Origin of the sequence: Caulobacter sp. (genome assembly GCF_039596335.1) — a bacterium.
Taxonomy (GTDB): Bacteria; Pseudomonadota; Alphaproteobacteria; order Caulobacterales; family Caulobacteraceae; genus Caulobacter.
Genome location: NZ_JBCNJZ010000002.1, coordinates 290,005 through 305,517, shown reverse-complemented (window position 1 = coordinate 305,517; position 15,513 = coordinate 290,005). Strand labels below are relative to the sequence as shown.

At 67.2% G+C, this 15,513-nt stretch carries 10 protein-coding genes; 3 read left to right on the top strand and 7 right to left on the bottom strand.

The genetic code is table 11. The features are described from left to right. Nucleotides 1-94: 94 nt before the first annotated feature. Nucleotides 95-1,252, top strand: a complete 1,158-nt coding sequence (locus tag ABDW31_RS05535; RefSeq protein ID WP_184715314.1) for an AGE family epimerase/isomerase — start codon at nucleotides 95-97, stop codon at nucleotides 1,250-1,252. Here the strand turns inward: ABDW31_RS05535 and ABDW31_RS05530 are convergent. Next, complete coding sequence (locus ABDW31_RS05530) at nucleotides 1,236-2,546, bottom strand: mannose-1-phosphate guanylyltransferase (RefSeq protein WP_184715312.1); 1,311 nt, start codon at nucleotides 2,544-2,546, stop codon at nucleotides 1,236-1,238. The two genes, ABDW31_RS05535 and ABDW31_RS05530, sit on opposite strands and share 17 nt — an antisense overlap. 92 nt (nucleotides 2,547-2,638) lie before the next feature. After that, nucleotides 2,639-4,681 carry an NAD(+) synthase gene (locus ABDW31_RS05525; RefSeq protein ID WP_184715310.1) on the bottom strand — a complete coding sequence of 681 codons (2,043 nt, stop codon included), beginning with the start codon at nucleotides 4,679-4,681 and terminating at the stop codon, nucleotides 2,639-2,641. 197 nt (nucleotides 4,682-4,878) lie between these two features. On the opposite strand from ABDW31_RS05525, the gene tkt reads away from it, so the two are divergent. Further along, nucleotides 4,879-6,840: a transketolase gene (gene tkt, locus ABDW31_RS05520; RefSeq protein ID WP_184715293.1), complete on the top strand. Its 1,962-nt coding sequence runs from the start codon at nucleotides 4,879-4,881 to the stop codon at nucleotides 6,838-6,840. A 147-nt stretch (nucleotides 6,841-6,987) separates the two neighbouring features. Here the strand turns inward: tkt and ABDW31_RS05515 are convergent, their stop codons facing one another. From ABDW31_RS05515 to ABDW31_RS05505, 3 genes are read right to left on the bottom strand one after another with little or no spacing between them, the layout of a single operon-like run. Next, on the bottom strand, nucleotides 6,988-7,380 hold the full coding sequence (locus ABDW31_RS05515; protein ID WP_184715291.1) for a response regulator: 393 nt from the start codon (nucleotides 7,378-7,380) through the stop codon (nucleotides 6,988-6,990). A gap of 14 nt (nucleotides 7,381-7,394) precedes the next feature. Continuing rightward, the gene (locus ABDW31_RS05510) at nucleotides 7,395-9,695 is read right to left on the bottom strand and encodes a CHASE2 domain-containing protein (protein WP_184715289.1); all 2,301 of its coding nucleotides are present in this window, start codon (nucleotides 9,693-9,695) and stop codon (nucleotides 7,395-7,397) included. A 6-nt stretch (nucleotides 9,696-9,701) separates the two neighbouring features. After that, a complete protein-coding gene (locus ABDW31_RS05505; RefSeq protein WP_184715286.1) occupies nucleotides 9,702-11,582 on the bottom strand; it encodes a FecR family protein in 1,881 nt (626 codons plus the stop codon). 246 nt (nucleotides 11,583-11,828) lie between these two features. Between ABDW31_RS05505 and ABDW31_RS05500 the strand changes: the two genes are divergently transcribed. Then, on the top strand, nucleotides 11,829-13,325 hold the full coding sequence (locus tag ABDW31_RS05500; RefSeq protein WP_184715284.1) for a ShlB/FhaC/HecB family hemolysin secretion/activation protein: 1,497 nt from the start codon (nucleotides 11,829-11,831) through the stop codon (nucleotides 13,323-13,325). Between the two features lie 2 nt (nucleotides 13,326-13,327). Here ABDW31_RS05500 and ABDW31_RS05495 read toward each other — a convergent pair whose 3' ends face one another. Both ABDW31_RS05495 and ABDW31_RS05490 read right to left on the bottom strand, forming a co-directional pair. Continuing rightward, on the bottom strand, nucleotides 13,328-13,714 hold the full coding sequence (locus ABDW31_RS05495) for a response regulator (protein ID WP_184715282.1): 387 nt from the start codon (nucleotides 13,712-13,714) through the stop codon (nucleotides 13,328-13,330). A gap of 100 nt (nucleotides 13,715-13,814) precedes the next feature. Continuing rightward, complete coding sequence (locus ABDW31_RS05490) at nucleotides 13,815-15,251, bottom strand: EAL domain-containing protein (protein ID WP_184715280.1); 1,437 nt, start codon at nucleotides 15,249-15,251, stop codon at nucleotides 13,815-13,817. Between the last annotated feature and the right edge of the window lie 262 nt (nucleotides 15,252-15,513).

The following is a 15,513-nucleotide window of genomic DNA, read 5'->3' as shown; positions in this document are numbered from 1 at the left end:
CGCGAGCACTACTCCGCTTGCCGTCGAAAGACCATGCCACGGTCTTGGCGACGTCACACAACCTCGCCTAGAAAGGCGGCGACTGGAGCTTCGTATGACCAATTTCGCCGACGCCGCCTATCTGCGCGACCGCCTGAGGACCTGGGCGACGGGCGCAGCCTATCCGCTATGGTGGACCGTCGGGGCTGATCACGGCAAGGGCGGCTTCTTCGAGAAGCTGGATCTGGAAGGCGAGCCGGTCGATGGCCCACGGCGCGGCCGCGTGCTGCCGCGGCAGATCTTCTCGTTCGCCATCGCCGGCCAGCTGGGCTGGACCGGGCCCTGGCGCGACGCGGTCGAGCACGGTCTGTCTTACTATCTCTCGACCTATCGCCGGCCGGACGGCCTGTTCCGCACCCTGGTCGGCCCGAACGGCGAAAGCCTGGACGAGACCGCCGACCTCTATGACCAGGCCTTCGCGCTGTTCGCCCTGGCCGCCGTCGCCAAGGCCATCCCCGAACGCGCCGAAGCGGTCCGCGCCATCGCCGTCCAGGTGCGCGACAAGCTGTTCGCCGAGCGCAAGCACCCGGTCGCCGGCTTCCACCAGACCAACCCGCCGACCGCGCCGCTGCAGTCCAATCCGCACATGCACCTGTTCGAGGCCATGCTGGCCTGGACCGCCATCGACGAGGATCCGGTCTGGCGCGCCCTGGCCGACGAGATCGCCCAGCTGGCCTTGGACAAGTTCATCCACGCCGAAAGCGGCCAGATCCGCGAGTTTTTCGACCTGGACTGGAACCCCGCCCCGGGCGTCGAGGGCCGGATCTGCGAGCCGGGACACCAGTTCGAATGGGGCTGGCTGCTGCTGCGCTGGGGCCAATTGACCCACCGCGCCGACGCCACGGTGGCGGCGTTGAAGATGATTGACACGGCCGAGGCCCACGGTACGGATCCGGCGCGCGGGGTGGCCATCAACGCCCTGCTGGACGACCTCTCGGTCCACGACGACAACGCCCGCCTGTGGCCGCAGACCGAGCGGATCAAGGCCGCGGCCCTGGCCGCCGAGATCATCGGCGACAGCAAGTATTGGGACATGGCGGCCGCGGCCGCCGAGGGCCTATTGGCCTATCTGCGTACGCCGGTGCCCGGCCTGTGGCGCGACAAGTACCAGCCCGACGAGACCTTCGTGGAGGAGCCGGCGCCGGCCAGCTCCTTCTACCATATCGTCCTGGCGATCGCCGAGCTGGACCGGGTGGTCAGCGCGGCCGAGTGACCAGCAGCGTGGCCGCGCCGATGGCCCGGCCGCGCCCTTCGCCGGTCAGCGGAATAACCGCGCCGGCGGCATAGACGCCGCCGTCCAGTTCGAGACCGCCTTCCAGCAGTTGCACGGTCGAGGCCGGCAGCACGATCGTCTCGCCAGCCGGGGCGCGGCGCAGTTCGACGTCGAAGCCTTCGGTCGAGACCAGGGTCTCGATCCCGTTCGGCGAGGCGCTCTTGCGCGAAGCGATCGAACGGCCCTTGGCCTTCAGGCCGTCGACCAGGGTCTTCACCGCCTGGCTGTCCTTGCGATGGCAGACCAGAACCGCATCGGGCTCAGCCACCACCACGATGTCGCTGACGCCGATGACGCCGACATAGGGACCGGTGGTGCGGACCAGAACGTCCTTAGCGCCGTGCAGATCGACGTCGCCGTCCTGGGCGTTGCCGTCGTCGTCGCGGGTCGAGGCTTCCCAGATCGCATCCCAGGCGCCCAGGTCCGACCAGGCGAAGGCAGCCGGCACGACGGCGGCCTTCGTGGTCCGCTCCATCACCGCATAGTCGAGCGAGATCTTCTTGGCCTGACCAAAGGCCTCGCGGTCCAGGCGACCCAGGCCGTCCAGCAGCGAGAGCCGGGCCACGACGGCCTTGGCGGCGTCGGCGACCGTCGGCTCGAACGCGGCGAATTCGCCCATCAGGGTCGCAGCCTTGAAGGCGAAGTTACCGCTGTTCCAGAGATAGCCTTCCAGCAGATAGCGCTCGGCGGTCGCTTGGTCGGGCTTCTCGACGAAAGCGGCGACTTCGCGCACCGAACCGTCCAGCAGCGGCGCGCCGGGGCGGATGTAGCCAAAGCCCGTGGCCGGCACGGTCGGCTGCACGCCGAAGGTGACAATGAAACCTTCCAGCGCGGCCTTGGACGCGGCCAGAGCCGCCTCGCCGAAGATCTCGGGCTGGGCGATGTGGTGGTCGGCCGCCAACATCAGGACGACGCCGTCCGGATCGCGGCTTTCGACATAGGCGGCGGCGGCGGCCACGGCCGGGGCGCTGTCGCGGGCCTCGGGCTCGACCAGGATGGTGACCTTGGCGCCCAGCTCGGCGGTCTGGTCGGCGACGAAGCCGACCATGGCCTCGCCCGTGACGACCACGACTTCTGCCACGCCGGGGATGTCCTTCACGCGAAGGACAGTTTCCTGGAACGACGAGCGGTCGCCGACCAGCTTCAGGAACTGCTTGGGCTGGTCGCTACGCGACGCCGGCCAGAGACGCGTGCCTGAGCCACCGCACAGGATCACCGGATAGATCGAAGCCAAGATAAACCCCACCAACTTTGTTTTGCGCCCTTGATAGGGCGTCATTGCGAAGGGTGCTTAAAGGCAAAGGCCTCGGGAACGAAGAGTTTTCCCTACACCGCCACGTTGGCGTGCAGTTCGGCCAACCAGGCGTCTGCGGTGACGTCCGACGGCATCCGCCAGTCGCCACGCGGCGACAGGGCGCCGCCAGACGAGATCTTAGGACCATTGGGCACGGCCGAGCGCTTGAACTGGTTGGCGAAGAAGCGCTTAAGAAACAGCTCCAGCCATTTCTTGATCTCGGGCAGATCGTAGGCCTTGCGCGCGTCCTTGGGCAGGCCGACCGGCCAGCCCCCCTGGCCTGCGTCGTGCCAGGCGGTCCAGGCCAGAAAGGCGATCTTGGACGGGGCCATGCCGTAGCGGCTGAAATAGTAGAGGTTGAAGTCCTGCAGGGCGTAGGGGCCGACGAAGCTCTCGGTGGCCTGCGTCTTCTCGCCCGGCACCAGCTCCGGCGAGATTTCGGTCGCCAGGATATCCTCCAGCAGCGCCGTCGTGCTCGCATCGACGTCGCCCGAATGGGCCACGAAGCGGATCAGGTGCTGGATCAGGGTCTTGGGCGCCCCGCAGTTGGGGTTGTAGTGGCTCATGTGGTCGCCGACGCCATAGGTGCACCAGCCCAGGGCCAGTTCCGACAGGTCTCCAGTGCCCACAACCAACGCGCCGTTGTGATTGGCCAACCGGAACAGATAGTCGGTGCGCAGACCCGCCTGCACGTTCTCGAAGGTCACGTCATAGACCGGCTCGCCGCGCCCGAACGGGTGACCCAGGTCCTTCAGCATCTGGGTCGCGGCCGGACGGATGTCGAGTTCCGCCGCCGTGACGCCCATCGCCTCCATCAGTCGCCAGGCATTGGCCTTGGTGTGGTCCGAGGTGGCGAAGCCCGGCAGGGTGTAGGCCAGGATGTTGGTGCGCGGCAGCGACAGCTGATCCATGGCCCGGGCGGCGACCAGCAGGGCGTGGGTCGAGTCCAGCCCGCCTGAGATGCCGATCACCAGCTTCTTCAGGCCCGAGGCCTCCAGCCGGCGCGCCAGGCCCTGGACCTGGATGTTGTAGGCCTCGTAGCAGTTCTCGCGCAGCTTGGCGGGGTCCGACGGCGTGAACGGGAAGCGCTCGACCGCGCGGCACAGGGACAGGTCGCCGACCGGCGGCGTGAAGGCGAACGGAACGATGCGGAACGGGACCTTGGGCGGGGCCAGCGCCATGGCGTCGCCGAAGCTGCCGACCCGCATGCGCTCCTGGCGGATGCGGTCGACGTCGATGTCGGCGCAGGTCCAGACCGGGCCGGTGGCGAAGCGTTCCGTCTCGGCCAGCAGCTGGCCCATCTCATGGATGTCGACATGGCCGTCCCAGGCCAGGTCCGTCGAGCTCTCGCCCGCCCCGGCGGCTGAGTAGACATAGGCCGCGATCATGCGCTCGGACTGGCTGGCGCACAGCAGGCGGCGGGTCTCGGACTTGCCGATGGTGATGTTGCTGGCCGACAGGTTCAGCAGGATCTCGGCCCCGGCCAGGGCCTGGGCAGTGCTGGGCGGCGCGGGCGTCCAGACGTCCTCGCAGATCTCGACGCCGACCGTGAACGGCGTGACGCCCTCGCCGCCGCCTCGGAACAGCACGTCGGTCCCGAACGGGACGGCCTGGCCAGCCAGGTTCAGGGTCTTGCCGGTGACCCCCGCCCCCGGCGTGAACCAGCGGCGCTCATAGAACTCGCGATAGTTGGGCAGGAAACTCTTGGTCACGACGCCCAGCACCCGGCCGCCCTGGATGGCCACGGCGGTGTTGTAGAGGCGCCCGCCGTCGCGCAGCGGCGCGCCGACCACGATCATCGGGGCCAGCTTCTCACTCTGCCGGGCCAGGGTCGCGATCGCCGTCTCGACGGCGTCCAGCAAGGCGTCCTGCTGCAGCAGGTCGTCGATCGTGTAGCCGGTCAGGCCCAGCTCCGGGAACACCATCACCGCCACGCCGGCCTCGTGCGCCTGGCCGGCCAGGGCTAGCACGTTGGCGACGTTCACGGCCGGATCGGCCAGCTTCACCTTCGGCACGGCGGTGGCCACCCGGACGAAGCCGTGGCGATAGGGCGAGAAGAACGACGGACTACCCAACGGATCGGCCTTTCAGGTTATGCTTAAAATGAGCATAAGTCGCGCACCAGCTATAGCGCCCACGGACATTGTTGCATAGCGCCCACGAGAGAGGTTCGCCTCCCCGTTTGGCCGGTGTCGCGGGTTGACCCCTCCGGGTTCCCATGCGACTGCGCCCCTCGCGCAGCCCCGCAAAACATAACAAAGACGGAACTTCCATGCCCGTTTCGCCCATCAAGATGGCCGACGCGATCCGCGTCCTTTCCATGGACGCCGTGCACAAGGCCAAGTCCGGACACCAGGGTATGCCGATGGGCATGGCCGATGTCGCGACGGTCCTGTGGGGCAAGTTCCTGAAGTTTGACGCCAGCCAGCCCGACTGGGCCGACCGCGACCGCTTCGTCCTGTCGGCCGGCCACGGTTCGATGCTGCTGTATTCGCTGCTTCACCTGACCGGCTTCAAGGCCGTGACGATGAAGGAGATCGAGAACTTCCGTCAGTGGGGTTCGCTGACCCCCGGCCACCCGGAAGTGCACCACACGCCCGGCGTCGAGACCACGACCGGCCCGCTGGGCCAGGGCCTGGCCACCGCCGTCGGCATGGCCATGGCCGAAGCCCATCTGGCCGGCCGCTTCGGCTCGGACATCGTCGACCACCGCACCTGGGTGATCGCTGGCGACGGCTGCCTGATGGAAGGCGTCAGCCATGAAGCCATCAGCATCGCCGGCCGCCTGAAGCTCAACAAGCTGACGGTGCTGTTCGACGACAACAACACCACCATCGACGGCGAGGCCACCATCGCCGAGACCGGCGACCAGGTCGCCCGCTTCAAGGCCGCCGGCTGGGCCGTCAAGGTCGTCGACGGCCACGACCACGGCAAGATCGCCGCCGCTCTGCGCTGGGCGACCAAGCAGGACCGCCCGACCATGATCGCGTGCAAGACGCTGATCTCGAAGGGCGCGGGTTCGAAAGAAGGCGACCCCCACAGCCACGGCTACACCCTGTTCGACGACCAGATCCGCGACGCCCGCGTCGCCATGGGCTGGGACGCCGAGCCGTTCACCGTGCCGGGCGACATCGCCACGGCCTGGAAGAGCGTCGGCCGCCGCGGCGCCAAGGTGCGCAAGGCCTGGGAAGCCAAGCTGGCCGCCTCGACCAACGCCAGCGAGTTCAAGCGCGCCATGCGCGGCGAACTGCCGGCCACTGCGTTCGAAGCCGTCGACGCCCACATCGCCAAGGCCGTCGAGACCAAGCCGATCAACGCCACCCGCGTCCACTCGGGCTCGGCCCTGGATCACCTGATCCCGTCGATCCCGGAAATGATCGGCGGCTCGGCCGACCTGACCGGCTCGAACAACACCCTGGTCAAGGGCATGGGCGCGTTCGACGCTCCCAGCTACACCGGCCGCTACGTCCACTACGGCGTGCGCGAGTTCGGCATGGCCGCGGCCATGAACGGCATGGCCCTGCACGGCGGGATCATCCCCTATTCGGGCACCTTCCTGGCCTTCGCCGACTACAGCCGCGCGGCGATCCGCCTGGGCGCGCTGATGGAAGCCCGCGTCATCCACGTGATGACCCACGACTCCATCGGCCTGGGCGAAGACGGCCCGACCCACCAGCCGGTGGAACAGGTCGCCAGCTTGCGCGCCATCCCCAACCTGCTGGTCTTCCGCCCGGCCGACGCGGTGGAAGCCGCCGAGTGCTGGAAGGTCGCCCTGCAGAGCCAGCGCACCCCGTCGGTCATGACCCTGTCGCGCCAGAAGACCCCGCACGTGCGCACCGCCGCCGGCGATCTCTCGGCCAAGGGCGCCTACGAGCTGCTGGCCGCCGACGGCGGTGAAGCCGCCGTGACGATCTTCGCCTCGGGCACCGAGGTCGGCGTCGCCGTCGCCGCCCGCGACATCCTGCAGGCCAAGGGCAAGCCGACCCGCGTCGTCTCGACCCCCTGCTGGGAACTGTTCGACAAGCAGGACGCCGCCTACCAGGCTTCCGTTATTGGGACGGCGCCAGTCCGCGTTGCTGTCGAAGCCGGCATCAAGATGGGCTGGGAGCGCTTCATCGGCGAGGACGGCAAGTTCGTCGGCATGAAGAGCTTCGGCGCCTCGGCCCCGTTCGAGCGCCTCTACAAGGAGTTCGGCATCACCGCCGAAGCCGTCGCGGAAGCGGCCCTGGGCTAAGGCTCGGGTTCTTCCAAAAAGAAACAGCGGCCTCGGTGAAAACACCGGGGCCGTTTTCACATCAGCGGTTGCAACTCTTCAGCTTGGGCCGGTGCGCCAGCCAAGCCTTCAGCGGCAGCGGGTTGTCGGCGTTGGCGAGGGCTGAAACTAGGTAACCAATTCCGCGCCGCTTGAACCCTTCGTCATCGCCATCGCGATCGCGTCGAAGAGTGACTGCATCTGGACTGGCTTACGCAAGAGGTCGTCCGCGCCCGCCGCGACGGCTCGTGCGCGTAGATCAGGCCCATCATCGGCCGTGACCATCAGGATGGGCAGATGCGCTTTGGCGTCTGATCGCGCACGGATTGCGCGGATCGCCGTTAAGCCGTCCATTCCCGGCATGCGGAAATCCATCAGGATGACGTCGAAGGTCTCGGCCTCGACCATTGCTAGACCGATCTTCGCGTCCTCGGCCTCGACCATCACGACCTCGGCAGCCGCCAGCATGTTCTTCACGATCAGCCGGTTCACCGCATTATCATCGACAAAGAGCACACGCATTTTGGTTCGCCTCTTCAGGCCGCGTCGGCGACGGCGCCAGTCGCGAACAGCACCTTCAAGCGCTCGGGCAGCTCGCTGGCCGTGACCGGCTTCTGGACAACGAGGTCAGCACCGCCGGCCTCCAGGAGGCCCGCCTCGCCAACCTCGCCGGCCCAAAGCACGACGACCTTGGCCGCGCCGGCCACGCCCACAACTTCGGCCAGCACCTCGGCAACGGCGCGTTCCGGCTCTGACAGGGTCTTGCCCTCGATCAGCAGCACGTCGCAGGCGCGGCTGGCGAGGTGCTGACGCGCCTCGGCCAGCGTGCCGACGATGTCCAGACCGCCGACGTGCGCCGACAGGGAGGCTTTCAGCACGCCCCGCGCCAGGGGATTGGCTTCGACCAGCACCGTCCTGGCGTCCTGCAGACGCGTCGCCGCCCCACCACTCTCCGTGGCGATCTCGATCAGGGGCAGCCGGACCGTGAAGCGCGATCCAACGCCAAGTTCGCTTTCGACCGACAGGGCGCCGCCCATGGCGGTCGCCAGCCGGCGACAGATCGACAGGCCCAGGCCCGTGCCGCCGTATTTGCGCGTGGTGCTGGCGTCGACCTGGGTGAAGGGCTCGAAAATGCGCTCGAAGTCTTCCGGGGCGATGCCGATGCCGGTGTCGGCGACTGTAAAGACCAGCGTCTCGCCCGCCTCGGATCGCTCGACAGCAGTGGTCAAAGCGATCTCGCCGCCGTCCGTGAACTTGATGGCGTTGGCCAGGAGGTTGAACAGGACCTGGCGCAGGCGGCCGGCGTCCTCCTCGATCAGCGTCGGCGCCAAGGCGCGGTCGCCTCTCAGGCCCAGCCCCTTTTCCCGGGCCTTGTCCGTCCAGACCGCCAGGGTCTCGTCGAACAGGCGGTGCAGGTCCATCGGCGCCTTGGTGATGGCGACGGTCCCGCTTTCCATCTTGGCGACGTCCAGCAGGTCCTCGACCAGGGCCAGCATGGTCTCGCCACTGGCGTGAACCAGGCGGATCTTCTCGCGGACCCGGTCAGGCAGGGTAGGATCGGCCAGAACGACTTGGGTCATGCCCATCACACCGTTCAACGGCGTGCGGATTTCGTGGCTGGTCATGGCCAGAAAGTCGGTGCGAGCCCTCAAGGCATGGTCCAGCGCGACATTGGCGACGGCCAGGTCGTCGTGGGCGGCCTGGATGCTGTCGCGGCTCTCGCGCATGTGGTCGGCCAGCTGGCGAAGATGGGCCTCGCGCGCCTGCACCACCGCGTCGGCGCGACGCTTGAGTTCAGTGCGGACCAGCCACGCCAGGCTCAGGACCTGGGCCAGGACCACCGCCCCGGGGCTGAAGGCGATCGGCGTCCAGGCCTGCAGCGCCACAGGCAATCCGAGGATGGCGACGCCGACCAGCAGGTGCCGGCGCAAGGCCGCGCCGTAGTCAACATGGGTCCTGGGGCGCAGGAAGACAGTCGCCAGGGCCGCGCACAGGACTAGCAGCAGCAGGCTGGGCGCCTGCAGGGCGCGACCGACGCGAAGGCTCTCATAGGCCAGGGCGTGGACATATACCCCCTGCAGGACGCCGCGCTTGGGCGTGGCGAACTGATCGCCCAATTCGATCGCCGTCGAGCCGATCAGGATGTTGCGGCCGCGGACCAGGTTGGGATCGAACTTGCCGGCATAGACGTCCTGGAAGCTGATCCGCGACACGGCGTTGGCGTCGAAGCCGTAGTCGATGAGGAAGTCGCCCGACGACGGCGGCTGGCCCAGCAGCGTCGCCGCCATCGAAGGACGAAGACCGGCGGTGGTGTCGAAGCCCAGGCGGTAACGGCGCACGCGCCCATCGGCGTCGATCGGCACATTGACGCTGGCCAGCACGACATCTCCGACCAGGTCGTCCATCGGACGGGTGCTGATGGCGCGGCCATCGCCCCCCCGCCCCGCCTGGACAAAGGTCGGCATGATCACCTGGCCCGGCCAGCGACGGACCGTCGCCGCCAGGCTCTGATCGGCGGCGGTCGAGGAGCGGGCGCTGAAATCCACGTCCAGCCCGACGACCTTGGCCCCGGCGCCGTTCAGGTTGTCGATCACCCGCGCGAACCGGTCGCGACCCCAAGGCCAGGTTCCCGCCGCGCGCAGGCTCTCGGCGTCGATCTCGACGACGGTCAGGGTGTCGCTGGGTGGTCGCTTCAGCAGCTGGAAGCGCCATTGCGACAGGGCGTCGTCCAGCGGATGCAGAGCCCCGATTTGGAGGGCCAACGCCACGCTCGCCGTGATCAGCGCCACGCCGATTGCGGACCGCAGACGCGCGCCAAAAGTCAGTTTGATCGGCATCGAGGCTTAGCTCTTGGACCCGCCATCGCCTTTGCCCTGGCCGTTGTTGCCTTGGCCGTTGCCACTGTTTCCGGCGTTGCCGGAGTTGCCGCTGCCGGCATTGCCCGCGTTGCCATTGCCTTGGCCGTTGCCAGTATTGCCCGAGGCGCCATCGCTCCCGGTATTGCCAGCGCCCTGACCGTTGCCGTTGTTACCGGCGTTGCCATTGCCCTGGCCGTTGCCATTGTTGCCCGAGGCGCCATCGCCCCCAGCATCGCCGGCGCCCTGACCGTTGCCGTTGTTGCCGGCGTTGCCGTTGCCCTGGCCGTTGCCGTTGTTACCGGCGTTGCCGTTGCCCTGGCCGTTGCCGGTATTGCCGGCATTGCCATTGCTCTGGCCGTTGCCGTTGTTGCCGGCGTTGCCGTTGCCTTGGCCGTTGCCGTTGTCACCGGCATTGCCATTGCCCTGGCCGTTGCCGTTGTTGCCGGCGTTGCCGTTGCCCTGGCCGTTGCCGGTATTGCCGGCATTGCCATTGCTCTGGCCGTTGCCGTTGTTGCCGACGTTGCCGTTGCCTTGGCCGTTGCCGTTGTCACCGGCATTGCCATTGCCCTGGCCGTTGCCGTTGTTGCCGGCGTTGCCGTTGCCCTGGCCGTTGCCGGTATTGCCAGCGTTGCCGTTGCCCTGGCCGTTGCCGGTATTGCCAGCGTTGCCGTTGCCCTGGCCGTTGCCGTTGTTGCCGGCGTTGCCGTTGCCCTGGCCGTTGCCGTTGTTGCCGGCGTTGCCGTTGCCTTGGCCGTTGCCGGTATTGCCGGCATTGCCCTGGCCGTTGCTGGTATTGTCAGCGTTGCCGTTACCCTGGCCGTTGCCTTTGTTGTCGACGTTGCCGTTGCCGTTGTCACCGGCATTGCCATTGCCTTGGCCGTTGCCGGTATTGCCGGCATTGCCGTTGCCCTGACCATTCCCGTTGTTGCCGGCGTTGCCATTGCCCGCCGCGTTACCGGCGCCCTGGCCCGCAGCGGTGCTTACGCCGGTATTACCGCCGGCAGCACCGGCGTTGCCGGCCGTCGTTCCCGGGGACACCGAGCCGGCCGGGTTGGCGGTGTGCGCGGCGACATCACCGCTAGCGGCCAGGCTGACGTGCACGACCGCCGCAGCCGGGGCCGGCGTGGCAGCGGACAGGGCCGCGCCTTCGCTCCCCACAGAGGCGACCGACATGTTCGTCATCGGGGCCGCCGCCGGCGCAGCGGCGACCGCAAGGCCGGCGCCCGCAGAGCCAGGTCCCTCGACCAAACCTCCCGAGACGGCGCCATAGTCCAGCGACACCGTCTGGGCGGGGAGCGGCGCGTCGACGCTGGCGCGCGGGGTTTCGACATTGAGCTGCTCAGGCGCGGCCTTGGAGACCACGCCCGTTGCACCGGCTCCGACGTCGCGTGTGGCGCTGCCCTGGTTGGCGTGGACCTCGACCAGGCCCTCAGCGACGTGCACCGAGTCTGCGCTCATCTCGACATTGACGGTGAAGGTGGTGCCCTTGACGACCGCGGCCAGCAGCGGGGTTTCAACCCGGAAATGCTGCGACGGCTTCTTGTCGACCTGGAACAGGATCGAACCCAGGTCCTGCATGACGCGGGTCATACCGTCGTTGGACTCGGGCGCTACCGACATCCGGCTGTTGGGGCCCAGGGTGATGCGCTGCTTGCCGTTGAAAAGCGCCGCGCGCGCGCCAGCAGCCGTGGTGACAATGGTTCCGACCGGTAGCACCTGGTTGGCGGCAGCCGGCGACGGCGCCTTGCCGGGGGCCGCGACGCGGACGACGCCAGCGACCTCGACCAGCTTCCAGTCCGCCGCGAAAACGCCCGTGGCGCTGAGGGCGATAGCGGAAACCGCGATGGCCATACGGGTCAAACCCATGGTAGTGCCTCTATACCTGCCGATCCATGTAGTCGATCAGGTATAATTCAACGAAGCTAAAGCTCTCCTAACTCCCGGCGCGATCAGCTGAATTTAACGCTGGATTTATCTGTCTACGCTATTGGTTTCGTTGTGGGACACTTCGTATCAAATGTTTTGAACAAGCTTGGCGAAAACGCATACTCTGGGTTTTGCGTACGGATACTCGCAGTAGTTCTTGCAACCCTGAGCATAGCTTCGCCCGCGTTGGCCCAACAAAAGCCGATCGCCGAAGCCCCTGAGCGGTTCGTTCTCACCGGCCTAACCATCGACGGCGTAAGCGCCTATCCGCTGAAGCAGCTGGCGCCGCTGTATTCTAACTATCTGACGCGCGAAGTCGCCATCGAGGATCTGGTGAAGGTCGCGCAGGCCATCACCGACAAGTACCGCGCCGACGGTTACTTCCTGTCGCGCGCCGTCGTGCCGCCTCAAGCGCCAGGCGGCCACGCCCGCATCCGTGTCTACGAAGGCTATATCGACCAGGTCGAGGTTACCGGCGACGCGGCCCCGGCCGTCGAGGCCCTGCTTTCGGGCGTGTCGGGCCGCCGTCCGCTGCGCCTTGTCGACCTCGAGCGCGGCCTCACCCTGGCGCGCGACCTCCCGGGCGTAAGACCCAGCTCGCGCATCGAGCCCAATCTGGACGATCCGGCCCGCCACAAGCTGGTCGTCGTCGCCGGCCTTAAGCGCTGGACCGGCAGCGTCTATGTCGACAATCGCGGCGCGCGGACGCTGGGCCCGGTGCAGGCCAATGTTCGGCTGGCGCGCAACGGCGTCGTGACGTCAGGCGATCAGCTGGCGCTGTCAGTGCTGACCGTGCCCAATGATCCGGGCGAGTATGTCCAGGCCGACGTCGCCTACGGCGCGCCGCTGGCGGGCGAGACGCGCCTGCGCGTGGCGGCCTCGGCGTCGCGGTCGCGCCAGGGCAGCGCGCCCCTGAACAACAGTGTCGGCACCGAGAGCCAGAGTGTCAGCCTGCGCCTCTCCCACCCGCTGGTTCGCGACCGCAAGCATGCGGTCTGGGCGGCGGTGTCGCTGGATGGCCGGCACGTCGAACAGTCCTACCGCAATGGCGGAGCCTATCGTGACGACCTTCGGGTCGTGCGCGCCTCGGTCCAGGCTGACAGCGGCACGAACCGCAGCTCAGTCAGCGGGTATGCCCAGGTGTCGCGAGGCCTCCAGGTCCTCGGCGCAACCCGTACGCCCAGCCGCGACCATTCGCGCTTCGACGCCGATGGCGGCTTCTGGAAGGTCAATGTCGGCGCCAGCCACTATCGCGATCTGGGCAAGCGTATGGGCGTCTATGTCGCCACCGACGCTCAGTGGAGCCCCAATCCTCTGCTGCTGTCCGAGGAATTTGCTCCCGGCGGCCTGCCGTATGGCCGGGCATACAACTACGCGGAAATCTCGGGCGACAGCGGCGTGGGGGCCATGGCCGAGCTTCGCTACGGGTTCGCCCCGAAGAAGGCCGGCCCGGTCACCTTCGTCCAGGCCTACGCGTTCGTCGACGGGGCCAAGGTGTGGAACAAGGCCTCGGCCTACAGCCTGCGCTCGGCGGCCCTCTCGTCGGCAGGCGGCGGCCTGCGTGTGACGGTCAACAACAAGATCACCGCCCGTGTCGAAGCCGCCAAGCCGCTGACCCGCACGCCTTACGAGACGAGCGACAAGGATTGGCGCGTCTTCGCGGCGATCTCGGCGTCGTTCTGACCTTAAAGAAGCGTCTGACCGCCGCGCTCGGCAACGGCCCTACCGATCGTATCGAACAGTATGTCCATTGCGACCGGCTTCATCATGACGTCGTCTGCGCCCGCGGTCAGACTCTGGTGGCGGATGTCCGAGCCCATGTCGGCGGTCACGACGACGATCGGGACGCTGGCCTTGGCGTCACCTCGCGCCCGGATCGCGCGGATGGCGGTCAGACCGTCCATACCGGGCATGCGCAAGTCCATCAGGATCAGGTCGTACTCGTTGTCCTCGATCATGCGAAGACCGGTCTCAGCCTCCGGAGCCTCGGCCATGTCCAGCCCGGCGACCGACAGCATGTCGCGCACCACACGGCGGTTCATCGCGTCGTCTTCGACGAATAGAATCCGCAAGGCCAAACTCCCAATACTCGCTGTAACGTTCATCGACTGAAACGCGAGTTCGTACAATCCCTTATGATACTGTCGCCTACACGACGGTAGAGCTCTTCGATCAGCCAGTCATACCTTGGACGGAGGTCTTGATCGGGAGTCGGAACGGCGAAGCCTGGCGCCTGAACGAGGCGGCGAAGTCCTTGTCGCCCAGCAGGTCGGCCAGCGCGGCCAGCGCCACCGGCTTGGAGACCAGATAACCCTGGATGTGATCGCATCCCATCGCGCGAAGCAGGGCCAAAGCTCCCGCCGTCTCCACGCCCTCGGCGGTCACCTCCATGCCCAGCGCGTGGGCGACGTCGATGGTCGAGCGCACCAGCAGCGGATCGCGGTGGCTGGAGGTCAGGGTCGAGATGAACATCTTGTCGATCTTCAGCTCGTGGGCCGGCATCTGCTTGAGATAGGACAGGGACGAGAGGCCCGAGCCATAGTCGTCGATGGCGATCCTCAGGCCGGCGTCGACAAGGGCCTGAAGATTGGCCAAAGCGCGCTGGGGATCGTCGATCACGGCGGTCTCCGTGATCTCCAGGCCCAGCGCGCAGCCCTCGGCCTGGCGCACCGTCTCCAGGATCCATGCGCAAAAGGCTGCGTCGGCCAACAGCCGACCCGACAGATTGAGATAGACGATGACCGGCTTGCCGGCTTTGACCAACCCTGCCTGGTCGCTGATCGCCCGGCGCAGGACCCATTGGGTGATGTCGGCGATCAGGCCGGTCTCCTCGGCCAGGCCGATAAAAATCTCGGGCGAGATCCAGCCCTTCGAGGGATGTCGCCAGCGCAGCAAGGCCTCGGCGGAGACAATCGTTTCGGACGGGACGTGCAGCTTGGGCTGGTAGACCAGCGACAGGGAGTCATCCGTCAGGGCGGCGCGGAGGTCACGCAACATGGCGCTGGCTTCCGCGGCCTTCTGCAGGTCGGCTTCGCGGTAGAGCAGCACCCGGCGGCCTTGAGCCTGGGCTTCTATCAGAGCGTCGGCGGCGCAGTCGGCCACATGTTCGCCGTGCACGGCGCGGCTGGCGAAGCCGATGACGACCTGCAGGTCGAACACCTGGTCATCGACCGGCAGTCGCCGTTCCAGATCGGCCTCCAGCCCGGCCAGCATCGCCTCGGCGGCCGCGTCATCGTCAGCGCTGAAGGCGAACTCCAGGCCGGCCCGGCTGACACGTCCGACCCGGGACTGGGGAAGCAAGACCTTCAGACGTCCAGTCATCTGCTGGATGATATGGTCCGCGACCGACGAGCCCAGGTCTCGCCGCAGACGGCCCAGACCTTTCACGGACAGGGCGGCGACATAACCGCCGCCGGCGTCGGCGGCGGTCAGGATGCCAGGAGCGCCGAGCTCGCCGCGCGCCGCCATGTCCAGTCGGGCCGCGATCTGATTGAAGGCTTTCGCCGTCGCCGTCTCGCCGACAGCACGCAGGCCGCGTTCGCCGGCCGCAAGCCGCGACCAACCCGCCTCGATATCGAAGATTTCAACTCCCGATACGGGAGTCGGCACGGTGAGGGGATCCATGCCGGAGCGTGAACGGAAAGGCTCTAATTTCGGATTAATTGTTGCAGAAGACGCCTCAGCTCGGCGCTCCAGACGTCTGGAGCGTCACCGCGTGGCGTTTTCGAGAGATCCTTGGTTTCGAGAGATCCTTGGTGGAGCCGAGGGGAAACTCCCCCAGACCAACGAAATCAACCACTTATGGTAAGCGCGCGTGACGTGCGTATCTCGCGTGTGTAGCAATTTACGGTGCCGATTGGAAGCCGACACT